At 69.6% G+C, this 18955-nt stretch carries 16 protein-coding genes; 13 read left to right on the forward strand and 3 right to left on the reverse strand.

Translation table 11 applies throughout. The features are described from left to right. Positions 1-55: 55 nt before the first annotated feature. Both ACZ56U_RS00530 and ACZ56U_RS00535 read right to left on the reverse strand, forming a co-directional pair. Positions 56-2485 (reverse strand): MFS transporter, encoded by a 2430-nt coding sequence (locus ACZ56U_RS00530; RefSeq protein WP_469081810.1) that lies wholly within the window; start codon positions 2483-2485, stop codon positions 56-58. A gap of 144 nt (positions 2486-2629) precedes the next feature. Further along, positions 2630-3073, reverse strand: a complete 444-nt coding sequence (locus ACZ56U_RS00535; protein WP_469081811.1) for an SRPBCC family protein — start codon at positions 3071-3073, stop codon at positions 2630-2632. A 157-nt stretch (positions 3074-3230) separates the two neighbouring features. On the opposite strand from ACZ56U_RS00535, the gene ACZ56U_RS00540 reads away from it, so the two are divergent. From ACZ56U_RS00540 to ACZ56U_RS00555, 4 genes are all read left to right on the forward strand, one after another. Next, positions 3231-4280 carry an Rv2578c family radical SAM protein gene (locus ACZ56U_RS00540; protein ID WP_469081812.1) on the forward strand — a complete coding sequence of 350 codons (1050 nt, stop codon included), beginning with the start codon at positions 3231-3233 and terminating at the stop codon, positions 4278-4280. A gap of 134 nt (positions 4281-4414) precedes the next feature. Further along, positions 4415-5986: an alpha/beta hydrolase gene (locus ACZ56U_RS00545; RefSeq protein ID WP_469081813.1), complete on the forward strand. Its 1572-nt coding sequence runs from the start codon at positions 4415-4417 to the stop codon at positions 5984-5986. 56 nt (positions 5987-6042) lie between these two features. After that, a complete protein-coding gene (locus ACZ56U_RS00550; RefSeq protein ID WP_469081814.1) occupies positions 6043-6441 on the forward strand; it encodes a RidA family protein in 399 nt (132 codons plus the stop codon). After that, positions 6438-6965 carry a GNAT family N-acetyltransferase gene (locus ACZ56U_RS00555; RefSeq protein WP_469081815.1) on the forward strand — a complete coding sequence of 176 codons (528 nt, stop codon included), beginning with the start codon at positions 6438-6440 and terminating at the stop codon, positions 6963-6965. Before ACZ56U_RS00550 ends, ACZ56U_RS00555 begins: the two co-directional genes overlap by 4 nt. On the opposite strand, the gene ACZ56U_RS00560 is transcribed toward ACZ56U_RS00555, so the two are convergent. Next, the gene (locus ACZ56U_RS00560; RefSeq protein WP_469081816.1) at positions 6953-7531 is read right to left on the reverse strand and encodes an adenylosuccinate lyase; all 579 of its coding nucleotides are present in this window, start codon (positions 7529-7531) and stop codon (positions 6953-6955) included. The genes ACZ56U_RS00555 and ACZ56U_RS00560 overlap by 13 nt on opposite strands. A 380-nt stretch (positions 7532-7911) precedes the next feature. Here ACZ56U_RS00560 and ACZ56U_RS00565 point away from each other — a divergent pair, with 380 nt between their 5' ends. The 9 genes from ACZ56U_RS00565 (at position 7912) to pssA (ending at position 18887) form a co-directional block, all read left to right on the forward strand. Continuing rightward, positions 7912-9717: a 3-hydroxyacyl-CoA dehydrogenase family protein gene (locus ACZ56U_RS00565; protein ID WP_469081817.1), complete on the forward strand. Its 1806-nt coding sequence runs from the start codon at positions 7912-7914 to the stop codon at positions 9715-9717. 118 nt (positions 9718-9835) lie between these two features. Further along, positions 9836-10663, forward strand: coding sequence for a TetR family transcriptional regulator (locus ACZ56U_RS00570; protein ID WP_469082264.1), 828 nt, complete (start codon positions 9836-9838; stop codon positions 10661-10663). 452 nt (positions 10664-11115) lie between these two features. Then, entirely contained in the window at positions 11116-12459 is a 1344-nt protein-coding gene (gene ccrA / locus ACZ56U_RS00575) for a crotonyl-CoA carboxylase/reductase (RefSeq protein ID WP_469081818.1), read from the forward strand. Positions 12460-12476: 17 nt separating this feature from the next. Beyond that, the gene (locus ACZ56U_RS00580) at positions 12477-14525 is read left to right on the forward strand and encodes a protein meaA (RefSeq protein ID WP_469081819.1); all 2049 of its coding nucleotides are present in this window, start codon (positions 12477-12479) and stop codon (positions 14523-14525) included. Beyond that, complete coding sequence (locus tag ACZ56U_RS00585) at positions 14522-15487, forward strand: HpcH/HpaI aldolase/citrate lyase family protein (RefSeq protein ID WP_391239297.1); 966 nt, start codon at positions 14522-14524, stop codon at positions 15485-15487. The genes ACZ56U_RS00580 and ACZ56U_RS00585 overlap by 4 nt, the downstream gene beginning before the upstream one ends. A gap of 2 nt (positions 15488-15489) precedes the next feature. Continuing rightward, the gene (locus ACZ56U_RS00590; protein ID WP_007385824.1) at positions 15490-15996 is read left to right on the forward strand and encodes a MaoC family dehydratase; all 507 of its coding nucleotides are present in this window, start codon (positions 15490-15492) and stop codon (positions 15994-15996) included. Between the two features lie 5 nt (positions 15997-16001). Beyond that, positions 16002-17216: an acyl-CoA dehydrogenase family protein gene (locus ACZ56U_RS00595; protein ID WP_469081820.1), complete on the forward strand. Its 1215-nt coding sequence runs from the start codon at positions 16002-16004 to the stop codon at positions 17214-17216. A 170-nt stretch (positions 17217-17386) separates the two neighbouring features. After that, positions 17387-18046 carry a phosphatidylserine decarboxylase gene (locus ACZ56U_RS00600; RefSeq protein ID WP_353692342.1) on the forward strand — a complete coding sequence of 220 codons (660 nt, stop codon included), beginning with the start codon at positions 17387-17389 and terminating at the stop codon, positions 18044-18046. A gap of 22 nt (positions 18047-18068) precedes the next feature. Next, positions 18069-18887 carry a CDP-diacylglycerol--serine O-phosphatidyltransferase gene (pssA, locus tag ACZ56U_RS00605; protein WP_469081821.1) on the forward strand — a complete coding sequence of 273 codons (819 nt, stop codon included), beginning with the start codon at positions 18069-18071 and terminating at the stop codon, positions 18885-18887. The last annotated feature ends 68 nt before the right edge of the window (positions 18888-18955 follow it).

Here is an 18955-nt window from a genome sequence, read left to right on the forward strand (position 1 = left end):
CTGGTCCGGACGGGAACCTGCCGGTTGGGGGCGTGTTGGGGTTACTGACGGGTTTTCAGTCCTCGTGTCCGAGTTGCAGATCCCGCTCGGTGCGCCCCCCTCCCGCCATCTGCAGGACGGTGGCGACGGGCGGGTAGCCGGCCGCGATGACGGTGTACTCGCCGGAGGACAGGTCGACGAACCGGAAGGTGCCGTCGGCGCCGGTGGTGAGGGTGTCGACCACGTTGCCGGCCGCGTCGAGCAGCGTCACGCGCGCGTCCTCGACGGGGCGCCCGCCGCCGGCCCGCACGGTACCGCGCAGCACCGCGCCGCCCGCGAGTTCGACGTCCTGGCGGGTCTCCCGGGAGGCCTGCACGGTGACGGGCAGCGCGGCGGGGCGGAAGGCGGGGGCGCTGGCCGCGAGGGTGTACTCGCCGGCGACGAGTTCGGTGATGACGTAGCCGCCCTCGCGGCCGCTGCGGGTGGTGGCCACGACCTCGCCGTGGACGTTGGTGAGGGTGACGGTGGCCTCGCGCACCGGGGTGCCGTCCGCGGTCCGCACGCTTCCGGCGAGGTGTCCGGCGCCGCCGAGGACGACGTCGAGCTCCACGGGCCGCTCGCCCACGGTCACGGAGACGGCCTGCGGCTGGTGGCCGCCCGCCGCCGCGATCAGGACGTACGCCCCCGAGCCGGGCGTCGACAGCGCGTACCGCCCGTCCTCGCCGCTGGCCCCGCGTCCGATCTGCTGCCCGGCGACGTCGATCAGGGTGAGCGCCGCGCGCGGGACGACCGTTCCGTCCGAGTGCTGGACGGTGCCGCACACCGGGATGCCGGCGACGTGGTGCGAGCGAAGCGCGATGGGGGTCCCCCCGCCCGAAGGGTGGGGGACGGCCTGCGGGATCGGGGTGTTCACGGGTGCGGGCTCGGTTTCGGTGGCGTTGTGGGACACCAGTGGTCTCTCCTTGAGGAAGAAGGCGATGAGCAGGCCGAGGACGAGGACCGGCACGAGGTAGAGGAAGATCCGCGGCATGGCGTCGGCGTAGGCGCGGATGTAGGCGTCGCGCAGGTCGGGCGGCAGCGCGTGGACGAGCTGGGGGGTGATGGACTCGGCATCGGGCAGTCCTGTGGCGGTGGGCAGGCGTTCGGCGAGGGCGTCGGTGAGCCGGTCCGCGAAGAGGGTGCCGAAGACCGCGGCGCCGACGGATCCGCCGATCTGCCGGAAGTAGTTGTTCGCGCTCGTCGCCGTGCCGAGGTCGGCGGGGCGCACGGAGTTCTGCACGGCGAGGATGAGGACGGGCATCACCATGCCGATGCCCGCACCGAGGACCGCCATCCAGAGGCTGTAGTGCAGCCGAGGCGTGTCGACCTCGAGCCGGGAGAGCAGCCACATGCCGAGGACGGACAGGGCGCCGCCGAGGACGGGATAGACCTTGTAGCGGCCGGTGTGGCTGATGAGCTGCCCGGAGATCACCGAGGCGCCGACGATGCCGCCCATCATGGGCAGCATCAGCAGACCGGACTCGGTGGCGCTCGCCCCGTCGACCATCTGCAGGAACGTCGGCAGATAGCTCGCGGCCCCGAAGAGCGCGACGCCGATCACCAGGCCCACGGCAGCGGTGATGTTGAAGACGGAGTCCCTGAACAGCCGGAGCGGGATGAGGGGTTCGGCCGCGAAGTGCTCGGCGACCAGGAAGAGCACGGTGGAGACCACCGCGCCCGCGCCGAGCCCCAGGATGACGCGGGAGTCCCAGGCGTGTTCGGTACCGCCCCAACTGGTCAGCAGCACCAGGCAGGTGGAGGCGGCGGCGAGCAGCAGCGCGCCGAGGATGTCGAGGCGGGGCTTCGCGGTCGGCTTGGGGAGCTTGAGGACGACGGTGACGACGGCCAGCGTGACGAGGCCGAAGGGGACGTTGACGTAGAAGCACCAGCGCCAGGAGAGGTGGTCGGTGAAGTACCCGCCGAGCAGCGGCCCGGCGACGGAGGCGAGGCCGAAGGCGGCACCGATCAGGCCCATGAAGCGGCCGCGCTCCCGGGCGGGCACGATGTCGGCGATGATCGCCTGCACGCCGATCATGAGTCCCCCCGCCCCGACACCCTGCACCGCGCGGAAGGCGATCAGCTGGTCCATCGTCCCGGCGCGTCCGGCGAGGGCGGATCCGACGATGAAGACGACGATCGCGAACTGGAAGACGCCCTTGCGGCCGAGGAGGTCGCCGAGCTTGCCGTAGATCGGCAGACCGATCGTGGAGGTGAGCAGATAGGCGGTGATCGCCCAGGACATCTTGTCCAGGCCATGCAGTTCACCGACGATCTTCGGCAGCGCGGTGGCGACGATCATCTGCTCCAGCGCGGCCAGGAGCAGCGCGAGCATGAGCGCGAAGAAGACCAACCACACCCGGCGGGGGCCGGGTTCGTCGGCCTGGACGGGTGCCGGGGCGGGGAGCGGCGGGGGCTGCTCGGTCGTCGCCTCCCGTAGCCCGTCCTGCATCGCAGTGGTCCCGCCCATGTGCCGCTCCCCTCGTCGCGCCCGCACAATTCCCGCGTAAAGCGACAACTACGAGCAAGCGCGACGAGTTACGGCAGATCGACCAGGGGCGAGGAGATCCACTCGATCCGGTGAGGGGGTCAACGACGCCCGCGCACCGGGGACTTACTTCTCGACCTCGGCGGCGAGCCGGTCCAGGACGAGGTCGTAGATCCGGGCGAGGCCCTTGGGCGCGAAGGTCCTCTCGAAGAACCCGCCGATGCCGCCGGCACCGTTCCAGACGGTCGTCACGACGACGCGGGACTTGCCCTCGCCGGCCGGGGTGACCCGCCAGGTGGTGACCATGGAGGAGTTGCGGTCCTTCTCGACGAGCTCGCCGTCGGTGGGCTCGGTGACCTCCAGCAGGCAGTCACGGATCCGCTTGCTGGTGGCCTGGAGCTTCCAGTGGACGAGGGTGCCCTCGCCGTCGCCGCCCTCGCGCACCTCGTACTCGCTGAAGTGCTCGGGCAGCAGCTTCGCGCGCGTGCCGCTGTAGTCGGCGAGGGCGTCGAACACCTTCTCCGCGTCCGCTGCGACGACCCGTTCCGTAGTGGCCTCGACCTGCGCCATTGATTCCTCCAGGACCTTGGTTCTCGGGGGCTGGGGCAAGCCAACCACCCCGGTCCCCGGCCGCCCAAATCGGGGCCTCGCGCCTTGTCGAAAACACGCTCGCACGATCAAGGGAACATGTGTTCTATTCTGTGGGCAGTGCTACCGAGGAGGCCACATGCGCTGGGAGAACCTCACGACGGACTCCGGCCACGGCCGGGCCGACGACACCGCGCTGTTCGGCGCCGACGCGGTCGTCACCCGCACCTTCGACACCCCGGAGTTCAGCGGGATCACCTTCCACGAGGTCCGGGCCCGGTCGATCATCAACCGGGTGCCCGCGGTCTCCCGCATGTCCTTCCAGTGGACGGTGAACCCCTACCGGGGCTGCACGCACGCGTGCGTGTACTGCTTCGCCCGCAAGACGCACAGCTACCTGGACCTCGACACCGGTCTCGGCTTCGACTCCCAGATCGTCGTCAAGACCAACGCCCCGGAGCTGCTGCGCCGGCAACTGGGCTCGCCCCGGTGGCACGGCGAGCACATCGCGATGGGCACCAATGTCGACTGCTACCAGCGCGCGGAGGGCCGCTACCGCCTGATGCCGGGCATCATCGGCGCCCTGCGCGACCACGCGAACCCCTTCTCGATCCTGACCAAGGGCACGCTGATCCTGCGCGACCTCGACCTGCTGAAGCAGGCGCACGAGGTGACGGACGTCGGCATCTCCGTCTCGGTCGGCTTCACGGACCCCGATCTGTGGCGCACGGTGGAGCCGGGCACCCCCGCGCCGGAGCGGCGCCTGGAGGTCGTGCGGACCCTGTCCGAGCACGGCATCGGGTGCGGGGTGCTGATGGCGCCGGTGATCCCGTTCCTGAGCGACCATCCCGCCCAACTCCGGGCCACGGTACGGGCGATCGCGGCGGCCGGGGCCACGTCCGTGACCCCGCTGGTGCTCCATCTGCGACCCGGGGCCCGGGAGTGGTTCATGGCCTGGCTCGGCGGACACCACCCGCACCTGGTGCGCCGCTACGAGCGGCTGTACGCGGACGGCTCCTACGCGCCGAAGTGGTACCAGCGCCGGATCACCCGCCAGGTCCACGAACTGGCCCGGGAGTACGGCATCGGCCCCGCCGACGGGGGCGTGCCGCGACGCCTGCCCGAGCCCGAGCCGGCCACGCCCGATCTGCCAGATCTGCCCGAAGGGACCCAACTCACATTGATCTGAGAGCATTCGAGGGCATCCCGCGCCCCAATCGGGTCAAGTATTGCCAGAACGCGTTCTTCCAGGCGCACTTTCCGGGACGATGCCGCGTGGACCGTGACACTCGCGGCCCGAAACCTCCGTCCTGGGAGGACTCCATGAGAAAACGCGCAGCCGTGCTGTGCGGCGTCTCCGTCGTCGTGGCCGGATCGTTCACGGCCCTGCCCGCCGACGCGAGCACTCCGCGTACCGCACAGACCGCTCAGGCCGCGAAGCTCACCTGGAAGAGCTGCGGCACCACGAACTACCCGACGCTCCAGTGCGCGTCCCTCAAGGTCCCACTCGACCACCGCCACCCGCGCGGACGGCAGATCACCCTCGCGCTGTCCCGCGTCCCGCACACCGCGAAGAAGTCCCAGGGCCCGCTGCTGGTCAATCCCGGCGGCCCCGGCGGCAGCGGTCTGACGCTGGCCGGATTCGTCGCCGGCGCGCTGCCCGAGGCGGTCGCGGCGCAGTACGACGTCATCGGCTTCGACCCGCGCGGTGTGGGCAAGAGCAAGCCGGCGCTGGACTGCAGGCCCGGCCACTTCAACCCGGTCCGCCCGGACTCGGTGCCGAGCACCCCGGCCATCGAGAAGGCCAACCTCCAGCGGGCCAAGTCCTTCGCGAAGGCCTGCGGCACGAAGTACGCCGATGTGCTGCCGTACATCAACACCGTGCAGGCCGTACGGGACATGGACTCGATCCGCGCGGCCCTGGGCGCGAAGAGGATCAACTACTTCGGCTACTCCTACGGCACCTATCTCGGCGCGGTCTACGCCAAGCTCTTCCCGGAGCGCGTGCGGCGCCTGGTCCTGGACTCGATCGTCGACCCCACGGGCGTGTGGTACGAGGACAACCTCCAGCAGGACCACGCCTTCAACGACCGCCACCGCGCCTTCATGGCCTGGGTCGCCAAGTACGACGCCACGTACAAGCTCGGCACCGATCCGGCGAAGATCGAGGCCACGTGGTACAAGATGCGGGCGGCCCTGGCCAAGACCCCGGCCGGCGGGAAGGTGGGCGCCTCCGAACTGGAGGACACCTTCATCCCGGGCGGCTACTACAACGGCTACTGGCCCTATCTGGCGCAGGCGTTCGCGGCCTACGTCAACGACAAGGACGCCGACCCGCTCGTGGAGGCGTACGAGAACTTCGGCGCCGTCGACGCCTCCGGTGACAACGGCTACAGCGTCTACACCTCGGTGCAGTGCCGTGACGCCGACTGGCCGCGGCACTGGAGCCAGTGGCGCGACGACAACTGGGCGGTGTACAAGAAGGCGCCGTTCATGACCTGGAACAACGCCTGGTACAACGCGCCCTGCGCGTTCTGGCCGACGAGTTCGCTCCAGCCGGTGGACGTGGCCAACGGCCAGCTGCCGCCGGTGCTGCTGTTCCAGGCGACGGACGACGCGGCCACCCCGTTCCAGGGCGGCGTGATGGTCCACCGCCTGCTGCACCGCTCCAGCCTGGTGGTGGAGCAGGGCGGCGGGAACCACGGCATCACGCTGAGCGGTAACGCCTGCCTGGACAAGCACCTGGCGGCGTACCTGACCGACGGCACGGTGCCGCGCGGCGGCGGCGAGGCCGACGCGGTGTGCGACGCGCTGCCCGATCCGAAGCCGCTGAGCCCGGCCTCGGCCTCGTCGCGCGGCTCGACGCTGCACGGCATGCTCGGCTTCCGCGGCTGAGCACCATCTGAGGGCCCGTCGGGGGCGTTGTCAGTGTCATGGTCCACCATGGACGCATGAGTGAGCTGACCAGGATCCCCGCCCCCGACGGGCTCGCCCCCGCTCCCCAGTACGCGCACGTCGTCATGGGCACCGGCACATTTGTCGCGATCTCCGGCCAGCTCGCCCTGGACGAGGACGGCAGGCTCGTCGGCGCGGGCGACCCCGCCGCCCAGGCCCACCAGGTCTTCGAGAACCTGCGCCGCTGCCTGGCCGCCGCGGGCGCCACCTTCGACGACGTCGTCAAACTCACCTACTTCGTCACGGACATGGCGTACATGCCGGCGATCCGCGCGGCCCGCGCCCAGCACATACCCGACGACCGCCTGCCGGCCGCCTCGGCGGTACAGGTCGCCTCGCTGGTGCGGCCGGAGTTCCTGATGGAGGTCGAGGCGTTCGCGGTCGTGGCCCCATGACCGAGGTCCGCGGGATGACCGTGGCCGACTGCCCGCGGGTGGCCGAGATCCGGGTCCGCGGCTGGCAGACGGCATACCGCGGACTCATGCCCCAGCCGTACCTGGACGCGATGGACGTGGCCGAGGAGACCGAACTCCTGCGGACCCGGCTGCGGCAGGGCGACGGCAGCGTGGTGAACCTGGTCGCCGAGCGGGACGGCGAAGTGGTCGGCTGGGCCGCCCACGGACCCCACCGGGACGGCGAACGGCACACCCCGGACGCCGAGTTGTACGCGCTCTACGTCCACCCCGGGCACTACGGCGCGGGCCTCGGACACGCCCTCCTTCAGGATTCGGTACGCCGCTGCACGGCCGCCGGTCACGCCCGGATGTACCTCTGGGTCATCGAGGGCAACCGCCGCGCCCGGAGCTTCTACGAGCGCGGCGGCTTCCACGCGGACGGGGCCCAGGAGCCCTTCGAGGTGGCCGGGGCCCTGGTGCCCGAGGTGCGGTACGTGCGGGCGCTGCCGGTTCAGCGGCGCTGAGCCGGAATCCTCGCCAGCGCCCGCACCGCGGCCTCCGCCAGCACCGGGTGGGCGAGCGCCTCGTTCAGCACGGTCCGGGCGCGGGCGTCCCCCAGGGTGCCGAGGCCCTCCACACAGGCGAGCGCCACCCTGCGGTAGGGGTCGTGGGGGCGCAGTCGGCGCTCCAGGGTGGTGATGAGCGCCGGCACCGACTCGGGCGCGCCCAGTTCGGTCAGCAGCCGGACCGGGTGCAGGGCGTAGGCGACGCGCAGTTCGTTGGTGGCGAGGGCGGCGGCAGCGCGGGCGGTGCGGGGGTCGCCCAGGCGGGCCAGGGCGTGGGCGGCGGAGGCGCAGCGCTGCGGGTCGCGGTGGTTGAGCAGCAGGACGAGGGACTCGAAGGCGCGCCGGTCCCCGGCCACCCCGAGCCGGAAGGCGGCGAGTTCCCTCGCCCACAGCGGCTGCCCGGGTTCGATGAGCACGGCGGCCAGTGCGTCGATGTCCTCGGTCCGCGCCAGCCGCTCGAACGCCGCCGAGGCTCCCGACTCCTGCCGTAAGCGCTCCGTGAGCGATCGCAACTCTTCGTCCATGACACGCAGCCTAGGCGGGCCGCGAGCGGCTCGGGACGTACATCACAAACACGGGGACTGGCGCGCTCGTTACCCGCCGGTTAAGCTCAGACGAGCGAGTTACCCACTCGTGGAACTCCTTGCGGTGGCCTGGTGACGCAGCCGCCGTGAGCGCAGTCGGTTCGGTACCTCAGGTACCAGCACTTCAGTACGGCGTGGCCCCGGGACAGGGCCGGTCGGCTCCACCGTTCGCCGGGCGTGTGCACGCCCGTGACGACGGCATCGCACCACCGGGCGTGTGCGCTAGCAGCCCGGCAACACCCGCACCTTCCACGCACCCGGTGCGCCGTCGGCGTACCGGGTCGCGCTCCCAGTCGTCACCTCTTTCCAGGAGTCCCGCGATGGCCACTCCCCTGTCCGACACCCCTCTGTCCCCGCTCCAGACCATTGCCGTGGTCGGCCTCGGCACCATGGGCACCGGCATCGCCGAGGTCCTCGCCAAGGCCGGCCGCACGGTCGTCGGCATCGACATCAGCGAGGCCGCGGCCGCCAAGGCCGTCGCCGCCCTGGAGAACTCGACCGCCCGCGCCGTGCAGCGCGGCCGGCTGACCGAGCAGGAGCGCGCCGACGTCCTCGCCCGTGTCCGCACGGCCACCGACCTGCGGGCCGCCGCCGACGCGGACCTGGTCATCGAGGTGGCGCCGGAGTCGTACGAGATCAAGCACCAGATCTTCCGGGAGCTCGACGGCATCGTGCGCCCCGAGACGATCCTGGCGACCGGCACCAACGCGCTCTCCGTCACCCGGCTCGCCGCCGACTCGGCCCGCCCCGAGCGGGTGCTCGGACTGCACTTCTTCAACCCGGCCCCGGCGATGAAGCTGGTCGAGGTCGTCTCCTCGGTGCTGACCGCGCCGACCGCCGTCGGCGCGGTCACCGATCTCGCGCTGGCCCTCGGCAAGGAGCCCGTGGCGGTCGGCGACCGGCCCGGGTTCGTCGCCGACGGGCTGCTGTTCGGCTACCTCAACCAGGCGGCCGCGATGTACGAGGCGAAGTACGCCTCCCGCGAGGACATCGACGCCGCGATGCGGCTCGGCTGCGGACTGCCGATGGGCCCGCTGGCCCTGCTCGACCTGATCGGCATCGACACCGCGCGCACCGTCCTGGAGGCCATGTACTCCGAGTCCCAGGACCGGCTGCACGCCCCCGCCCCGATCCTCAAGCAGCTCGCCGAGGCGGGCCTGACGGGCCGTAAGGCGGGCCGGGGCTTCTACTCGTACGAGGCGCCGGGCAGCGCGACGGTCGTCCCGGACGCCCTGACCCCGGCCGCCGACGGGTCCGGGACCGCGGGCCGTCCGGTCCGCTCCGTGGGGGTCGCGGGCTCGGGCACCATGGCGTCCGGCATCGCCGAGGTCTTCGCCAAGGCGGGCTACGAGGTCGTCCTGGCCGCCCGCAGCGAGGAGAAGGCCGAGACCGCCAAGGCCCGGATCGGCAAGTCCCTCGCGCGCTCCGTGGACAAGGGCCGGATGACGGCCGAGGCCGCCGCCGAGACCCTGGAGCGGATCACCGCGGCCGGCTCCTACGAGGCCTTCGCCGACGTCGACCTGGCCGTCGAGGCGGTCGCGGAGGACCTGGAGGTCAAGCAGCAGCTGTTCGCGGCGCTGGACAAGGTCTGCAAGCCGGGCGCGGTCCTGGCGACGACCACCTCCTCGTTGCCGGTGATCGCCTGTGCCCGGGCCACCTCGCGTCCCCAGGACGTGATCGGCATGCACTTCTTCAACCCGGCGCCGGCGATGAAGCTGGTGGAGGTCGTCCGTACCGTCCTGACCACGGAGGACGTCCACGCGACGGTCCGCGAGGTCTGCGTCAGGATCAAAAAGCACGCGGTGGACTGCGGCGACCGCGCCGGCTTCATCGTGAACGCGCTGCTGTTCCCGTACCTCAACAACGCCGTCAAGATGGTCCAGGAGCACTACGCCTCGCTCGACGACATCGACGCCGCGATGAAGCTGGGCGGCGGCTATCCGATGGGGCCCTTCGAACTGCTCGACGTGGTCGGGCTCGACGTCTCCCTGGCGATCGAGAAGGTCCTGCACCGCGAGTTCCGCGACCCGGGCCTGGCTCCGGCGCCGCTCCTGGAGCACCTGGTGGCCGCGGGCTGCCTCGGCCGCAAGACCGGCCGTGGCTTCCGCGAATATGCCCGCCGCTGAGCCGTCCGGCGACTGGTTCAAGGACGCCGAGGACTGGGGCGGACTGCTCGACCCCCACGGAACGCCCCTGCCCGCACCGGGCGGGGGGTCCCTGGGACAGGAGCGCCAACCTGCGCACATGCAGTACGTTCGGGTCATGTCCCAGTCCGCCAAGTCCTCACGTACACCAGCCACGCCCGACGCACCGGAAAGTGCCGCAGGCAGTCGCGCGGCCGCGCAGCGGCTCAAGATGCGCCGAGAACTGGCGGCCGCGGCGATGGAGCTGTTCTCGACCAAGGGGTACGAGGCGACCACCGTCGACGAGATCGCGGCCGCGGCCGGAGTCGCCCGCCGCACCTTCTTCCGCCACTTCCGTTCCAAGGAAGAGGCGATCTTCCCCGATCACGACGACACCCTGATCCGCGCCGAGGCCGTCCTCAACGCCGCGCCCCCGCACGAGCATCCGCTCGACACGGTGTGCAACGGCATCAAGGAGGTCATGCGGATGTACGCGGCCCGGCCGGAGATCTCGGTCGCCCGCTACAAGCTGACGCGCGAGGTACCCACCCTGCGTGAGGCGGAGATCGCCTCGGTGGCCCGCTACGAGCGGTTGTTCACCCGTTATCTCCTCGGCCACTTCGACGAGCACGCGCACGACGACGACGCCAACGACGACCCGCTGCTGGCCGAGGTCGCCGCGTCCGCGGTCGTCACGGCCCACAACCACGTGCTGCGGCGCTGGCTGCGGGCCGGCGGACAGGGCGACGTGGAGGCCCAGCTCGACCACGCCTTCGCGATCGTCCGCAAGACGTTCGGCTCCGGCATAGGAGCCGGCCGCAGCACCGCCGCGAGGACGGCGGCGGCGACGGTCTCCACCCACGGCGAGGTACTGGTCACGGTGGCCCGTACCGACGCCCCCCTCGACCAGGTCATGCGGGCCATCGAGGAGGCGCTCAAGGAGCGCTGAGCCTTACCGCACCGCTGTGACGACGGCCACCCCTCGGGGTGGCCGTTTTCGTCTGCCTCCACCCGATTTCCAGCTGTTCTCCACCCGCGTTCGATCGATCATCGCTCATTTGTTACGTAAAGATTTCACGTGAGAGCAATTCCTGGCACTCAGTGCCTTGCGACGTGACACGCGGTGTCATACGTTGATGGTGTCCGGGCGGCCGGCGTGCAGAGACCTTTCGCACGTCGGCTGTCCCAACAAGTCATCGACTTGCCCGCCCGGACGCCTGCGTCACAGGCACCCTCCCGCGCCACAAAGCGCTGCCGAAGCACCACCCGCCGAACCGACGGCACTTCTCGACACCACCCTCAGCAGCACCGACGAAACCCTCAGCGTCCCTCCCTCAGGACGCTTCCCCAGTTCTCGACTCCGCTCGAACCGGGGAAACCCAAACCGCCGGAGGCAACACCGTGACCGTGAAGGACATCCTCGACGCGATCCAGTCGCCCGACTCGACGCCGGCCGACTTCGCAGCCCTGCCGCTCCCCGAGTCGTACCGCGCGATCACCGTGCACAAGGACGAGACGGAGATGTTCGCGGGCCTTCAGACCCGCGACAAGGACCCGCGCAAGTCGATCCACCTCGACGACGTGCCGGTGCCGGAGCTCGGCCCGGGCGAGGCCCTGGTCGCCGTCATGGCATCGAGCGTCAACTACAACTCGGTGTGGACCTCGATCTTCGAGCCGCTGTCGACCTTCGGCTTCCTGGAGCGCTACGGCCGCACCAACGAGCTGGCCAAGCGGCACGACCTGCCGTACCACATCATCGGCTCCGACCTCGCGGGCGTCGTCCTGCGCACCGGCCCCGGCGTCAACGCCTGGAAGCCCGGTGACGAGGTCGTCGCGCACTGTCTGAGCGTCGAGATGGAGTCCTCGGACGGCCACAACGACACGATGCTCGACCCCGAGCAGCGCATCTGGGGCTTCGAGACCAACTTCGGCGGCCTGGCGGAGATCGCACTGGTCAAGTCCAACCAGCTGATGCCCAAGCCGGGCCACCTCAGCTGGGAGGAGGCCGCCGCTCCGGGACTCGTCAACTCGACCGCGTACCGCCAGCTGGTGTCCCGCAACGGCGCCGGCATGAAGCAGGGCGACAACGTCCTGATCTGGGGCGCGAGCGGCGGACTGGGCTCCTACGCCACGCAGTTCGCCCTCGCGGGCGGCGCCAACCCGATCTGTGTCGTCTCCAGCGACCAGAAGGCGGACATCTGCCGCTCGATGGGCGCCGAGGCGATCATCGACCGCAACGCCGAGGGCTACAAGTTCTGGAAGGACGAGCAGACCCAGGACCCCAAGGAGTGGAAGCGCTTCGGCAAGCGCATCCGCGAGCTGACCGGCGGCGAGGACATCGACATCGTCTTCGAGCACCCCGGCCGCGAGACCTTCGGCGCCTCCGTCTTCGTCACCCGCAAGGGCGGCACGATCACCACCTGCGCCTCGACCTCGGGCTACATGCACGAGTACGACAACCGCTACCTGTGGATGTCCCTGAAGCGGATCATCGGCTCGCACTTCGCCAACTACCGCGAGGCCTGGGAGGCCAACCGGCTCATCGCGAAGGGCAAGATCCATCCGACCCTGTCCAAGGTGTACTCCCTGGAGGAGACCGGCCAGGCCGCCCACGACGTGCACCGCAACGCCCACCAGGGCAAGGTCGGCGTGCTGTGCCTGTCCCCCGAGGAGGGTCTGGGCGTGCGCGACGAGGAGATGCGTGCCAAGCACCTCGACGCCATCAACCGCTTCCGCAACATCTGAGACACCCGGGGTCATAGATGACTGAGCGTCAGCCCGCCGCAGGCAAGCGGGAGAAGGACCGGCCGTGGCTCATGCGCACGTACGCCGGCCACTCCACGGCCGAGGCGTCCAACGAGCTGTACCGGCGCAACCTCGCCAAGGGCCAGACCGGTCTGTCCGTCGCGTTCGACCTGCCGACGCAGACCGGCTACGACTCCGACCACATCCTCGCCCGCGGCGAGGTCGGCCGGGTCGGTGTGCCGATCGCGCACCTCGGTGACATGCGCCGGCTGTTCCAGGACATCCCCCTGGAGCAGATGAACACCTCGATGACGATCAACGCCACCGCCATGTGGCTGCTGGCGCTCTACCAGGTCGTCGCCGAGGAGCAGGGTGCCGACATCACCCAGCTCCAGGGCACGACCCAGAACGACATCGTCAAGGAGTACCTGTCCCGCGGCACGCACGTCTTCCCGCCGGGACCGAGCCTCCGGCTGACGACCGACATGATCGCGTACACGGTCTCCCACCTCCCGAAGTGGAACCCGATCAACATCTGCAGCTACCACCTGCAGGAGGCGGGCGCCACGCCGGTCCAGGAGATCGCGTACGCGATGTCGACGGCGATCGCGGTCCTGGACGCCGTCCGGGACTCCGGTCAGGTGCCGCAGGAGCGCATGGGCGATGTCGTCGGCCGTATCTCCTTCTTCGTGAACGCGGGCGTCCGCTTCATCGAGGAGATGTGCAAGATGCGCGCCTTCGGCCGCATCTGGGACCAGGTCACCCGCGAGCGCTACGGCATCGAGAACCCCAAGCACCGCCGCTTCCGGTACGGCGTCCAGGTCAACTCCCTCGGGCTGACCGAGGCGCAGCCGGAGAACAACGTCCAGCGGATCGTCCTTGAGATGCTGGCCGTGACCCTCTCGAAGGACGCACGCGCGCGTGCCGTCCAGCTGCCGGCCTGGAACGAGGCCCTCGGTCTCCCCCGGCCCTGGGACCAGCAGTGGTCGCTGCGGATGCAGCAGGTGCTGGCCTACGAGAGCGATCTGCTGGAGTACGAGGACATCTTCGAGGGCTCGCACGTCGTCGAGGCGAAGGTCGCCACGCTCGTCCAGGAGTCCCTCGCCGAGATCGACCGGATCCAGGAGATGGGCGGCGCGATGGCCGCCGTCGAGTCGGGCTACCTGAAGTCGCAGCTGGTCTCCTCGCACGCCGAGCGCCGGGCCCGTATCGAGTCCGGCCAGGAGAAGATCATCGGCGTCAACATCTTCGAGACGACCGAGCCCAACCCCCTCACGGCCGACCTGGACACCGCGATCCATACCGTGGACCCGGCCGTCGAGGCCCGGGTCATCGAGGGGCTCCAGCACTGGCGCGACACCCGCTACCAGCCGCCCTTCAACCACCCGCGCCCCTGCAAGGCGCTGGCGAAGCTCAAGGAGGCCGCGCGCGGCACCGCGAACCTCATGGAGGCCACCCTGGAGTGCGCCCGCGCGGGCGCCACGACCGGCGAGTGGGCCGGGGCGCTGCGCGAGGTGTTCGGCGAGTTCCGGGCGCCGACCGGGGTCTCCTCGGCTCCGGTGGCGGTCCCCGCGGAGGAGGGCTCGGCGATGGCCGACGTCCGCCGCAAGGTCGACCTGACCGCCAAGGACCTGGGCGTCGGCAAGCTGCGCTTCCTGGTCGGCAAGCCGGGCCTGGACGGGCACTCCAACGGGGCCGAGCAGATCGCCGTCCGCGCGCGTGACGCGGGCTTCGAGGTGGTCTACCAGGGCATCCGGCTCACCCCCGAGCAGATCGTGGACGCGGCGATCGCCGAGGACGTGCACGCGGTCGGGCTGTCCATCCTGTCCGGCTCGCACGCCCAGCTGGTGCCGGACGTCCTGGACCGGCTCCGTGTGGCCGGTGCCACAGATATACCGGTGATCGCCGGTGGCATCATCCCGAATGGTGACGCCGAACAGCTGCGGGCAGCCGGAGTGGCCGCGGTCTTCACCCCGAAGGACTTCGACATCACCGGAATCATCGGCCGGATCGTCGACGAGATCCGGAACGCGAACAAGCTCGACCCCCTGGAGGTCCCCGCATGACCACGCCCGTCAACCGTTTGCGTCCGCGACGCTCCTGTCTCGCGGTCCCCGGGAGCAACCCCCGCTTCCTGGAGAAGGCGCAGGGCCTCCCGGCGGACCAGGTCTTCCTCGACCTGGAGGACGCGTGCGCCCCGCTCGCCAAGCCCGAGGCGCGGCACACCATCGTCAAGTTCCTCAACGAGGGTGACTGGACCGGCAAGACGAGGGTCGTGCGCGTCAACGACTGGACGACCGAGTGGACGTACCGCGATGTCGTCACGGTCGTCGAGGGCGCCGGTCAGAACCTCGACTGCATCATGCTGCCGAAGGTGCAGACGGCGGAGCAGATCGTCGCGCTCGACCTGCTGCTGACCCAGATCGAGAAGACCATGGGCTTCGAGGTCGGCAAGATCGGCATCGAGGCACAGATCGAGAACGCGCAGGGCCTGAACAACGTCAACGAGATCGCGACCGCGTCCCAGCGCGTGGAGACGATCATCTTCGGCCCGGCCGACTTCATGGCGTCGATCAACATGAAGTCGCTGGTCGTGGGCGAGCAGCCGCCCGGCTACCCGGCGGACGCCTACCACTACATCCTGATGAAGATCCTGATGGCCGCCCGCGCCAACAACCTCCAGGCGATCGACGGACCCTACCTCCAGATCCGCAACATCGACGGCTACCGCGAGGTCGCCCAGCGTGCCGCGGCCCTCGGTTTCGACGGCAAGTGGGTGCTGCACCCGGGCCAGGTCGAGGCGTCCAACGAGATCTTCTCGCCCTCGCAGGAGGACTACGACCACGCCGAGCTGATCCTGGACGCGTACGACTACTACACCTCCGAGGCGGGCGGCAAGAAGGGCTCGGCGATGCTCGGCGACGAGATGATCGACGAGGCCAGCCGCAAGATGGCACTGGTCATCTCCGGCAAGGGGCGCGCGGCCGGCATGCAGCGCACCTCCACCTTCGAGATCCCGGAGGCCTGAGCATGCAGTTCGGACGCACCTACGAGGAGTTCGAGGTCGGGGCGGTCTACAAGCACTGGCCCGGGAAGACGGTCACGGAGTACGACGACCACCTCTTCTGTCTTCTCACCATGAACCACCACCCGCTCCACATGGACGTCAACTACGCCGAGAAGACCACGGACTTCGGCAAGAACGTGGTGGTCGGGAACTACATCTACTCCCTGCTGCTCGGCATGTCCGTCCCGGACGTCTCCGGCAAGGCGATCGCCAACCTGGAGATCGAGTCGCTCAAGCACGTGGCGCCGACCTTCCACGGCGACACGATCTACGGCCAGACGACCGTGCTCGACAAGTGGCCGTCCAAGTCGAAGAACGACCGCGGGATCGTGTACGTCGAGACCAAGGGCTACAAGCAGGACGGCACGCTGGTCTGCGTGTTCCGCCGCAAGGTCATGGTGCCCACCGAGACCTACATCAAGGAGCGCGGCGGCGAGCAGCCCGGCCGCCCGGAACTTCAGGAGGGCTGAGCCCGATGGCACGCCTCGCCCAGACCGCCGGTCTGACCGACATTCAGCAGGAAATCCTCTCCACCGTCCGCGACTTCGTGGACAAGGAGATCCTCCCGGTCGCCACCGAGCTGGAGCACCGCGACGAGTACCCGCAAGCGATCGTCGACGGGCTCAAGGAGTTGGGCCTGTTCGGCCTGATGATCCCCGAGGAGTACGGCGGCCTGGGCGAGTCGCTCCTGACGTACGCGCTGTGCGTCGAGGAGATCGCCCGCGGGTGGATGTCGGTGTCCGGCATCATCAACACCCACTTCATCGTGGCGTACATGCTCAAGCAGCACGGCACGCAGGAGCAGAAGGACCACTTCCTGCCGCGCATGGCGGCCGGCGACATCCGCGGCGCGTTCTCGATGTCGGAGCCGGGCCTCGGATCGGACGTGTCGGCCATCACCTCCAAGGCGGTCAAGGACGGCGAGGAGTACGTCCTGAACGGCCAGAAGATGTGGCTGACGAACGGCGGAACGTCAAGTTTGGTCGCCGTTCTCGTCCGAAGTGACGAAGGCCTCACTCCCGAGGAAGCGGCCGCCAAGCCCCACAAGTCGATGACGACCTTCCTCGTCGAGAAGGAGCCCGGCTTCGGAGAGGTCCGCCCCGGCCTCACCATCCCCGGGAAGATCGACAAGATGGGCTACAAGGGTGTCGACACCACCGAGCTCATCATGGATGGCCTGCGCGTTCCGGCCGATCGGGTGCTCGGCGGCGTCACCGGCCGGGGTTTTTACCAAATGATGGACGGCGTGGAAGTGGGCCGCGTCAACGTGGCGGCGCGTGGCTGTGGCGTCGCTCAGCGTGCCTTCGAACTCGGCGTGTCGTACGCCCAGCAACGCCACACTTTCGGGAAGCCCATCGCCCAGCACCAGGCGATCCAGTTCAAGCTGGCCGAGATGGCTACCAAGGTGGAGGCCGCGCATGCGATGATGGTCAACGCGGCACGCAAAAAGGACTCCGGGGAGCGAAACGACCTTGAGGCTGGGATGGCGAAGTACCTCGCCTCCGAGTACTGCAAGGAGGTCGTGGAAGACGCCTTCCGGATCCACGGCGGCTACGGCTTCTCCAAGGAGTACGAGATCGAGCGCCTCTACCGTGAGGCCCCGATGCTGCTGATCGGCGAAGGTACCGCCGAGATCCAGAAAATGATCATCGGTCGCAGGCTGCTCGAAGAGTATCGATTCCAGGGCTAGATGTCCGGATACGGGGTGTTTTCTTGGAGAAGAAGGTCACACCCCGTCAACGCTCTTCAGCCGCCGACTCGGCTTCCTGGCTTGCCCAGTTGTGGCCAACGACCGGTACGATCCCGGGAAAGCCGCCGTCCCCCGTTACCGTGCGGCGCCATCCGCTACGAAGGTCATCCATGCCCCACAGCCAAACCTCTGCACCACGCGACAGCCAGGTCGGCGGCGTACGCCTCGCGCGCGGAGCATCGCCGTGGCTTCTCCCGACCGTCGCCACCGCAGCCCTCAGCCTCGTGCGCGCGCGCAAGTCCGGCGCCGCCAAGGCCGTGGCCGTGCCCGCCACCGCGCTCGCGGCGGGCATGCTGTGGTTCTTCCGCGACCCCGAGCGCGAGATCGCCACGGGCCGGGTCATCTCGCCCGCGGACGGTGTGGTGCAGAGCATCATGCCGTGGAAGGACGGGCGCACCCGCGTCGCGATCTTCATGAGCCCGCTCAACGTCCACGTCAACCGCGCGCCGCTCTCCGGCACGGTGACGTCGGTCGAGCACATCCCCGGTGGGTTCGTCCCGGCGTTCAACAAGGAGAGCGAGAACAACGAGCGCGTTGTCTGGCACTTCGACACCGAACTCGGCGACATCGAGATGATCCAGATCGCCGGCGCGGTGGCCCGCCGCATCGTTCCCTACATTCCGCAGGGCACGAAGGTCGAGCAGGGCGACCGCATCGGTCTGATCCGCTTCGGCTCGCGCGTCGACATCTACCTGCCGGAGGGCGTGGACGTCGCGGTCGAGGTCGGTCAGAAGACCGTGGCTGGGGTGACTCGCATTGACCGTGATTGATCCTGAGACACAGGCGGGCTGGGTGCCCGAGGCCGCAGAGGCCGACGACGAGGAGGAGATGCCTCTTTCTCTCCGCCTCTCGATAGCGGACACCCTCACCCTCGGCAACGCCACGTGCGGCTTCATGGCGGTGTACTTCACCACCACCGGCATCCTGATCCCGCACCTCACGGACACCCAGGAGTCCGGCATGGCCCGCAACAGCGCGGCCACGGCGGTCATCCTGATGCTCTGTGCGGCGGTCTTCGACCTGTTCGACGGTCTGGTGGCGCGCAAGCTGCGGTCCTCGCCGATGGGCGCGGAGCTGGACAACCTCTCCGACCTGGTCAGCTTCGGCCTGGCACCGGCGTACTTCGTCCTCGTCTACGGCATGGTCGCCGCCGACGCCTCCCAGCGGGTGGCGGCGGTGGGGGCGATCGTGGTGCTCCTGGCGGTGGTGCTCAGACTCGCGCGGTTCTCCTGCGTGACGGTGAAGGACGGCACCTTCCAGGGCATGCCGTCCCCCTTCGGGGCGCTGACCGTGGTCTCGATCGTGCTGCTCGAGCTGCCCTTCGAGGCGACGCTGATGGCGATCCTGGGGACGGCGTGGCTGATGGTGAGCCGGGTCGAGTACCCCAAGCCGCGGGGCATCCTCGCGGTGGCGATGCTCGGCTGGATCGTGTCGGCCATGGGCCTGCTGGCGGCCTGGGCGTTCGACGCCCCGGGCGGACAGCTGCTCCTTCAGACGGGCTGCGCGCTGCAGCTGGTCATGGGCGCGGTCATCCCGCTGTTCGCCACGGCTCGCCGGGTGAACAACTTCCGGGACAACCGTCGTGAGTCGCGGGCGGCACAGCTGCCGTAGGCGGCTGGTGGAAGACCTTCGAGAGGGCCCGAACCGATTTCCCGGTTCGGGCCCTCTGTCGTTGTCGC

The sequence above is a fragment of the Streptomyces sp. NPDC034103 genome (genome assembly GCF_055575395.1).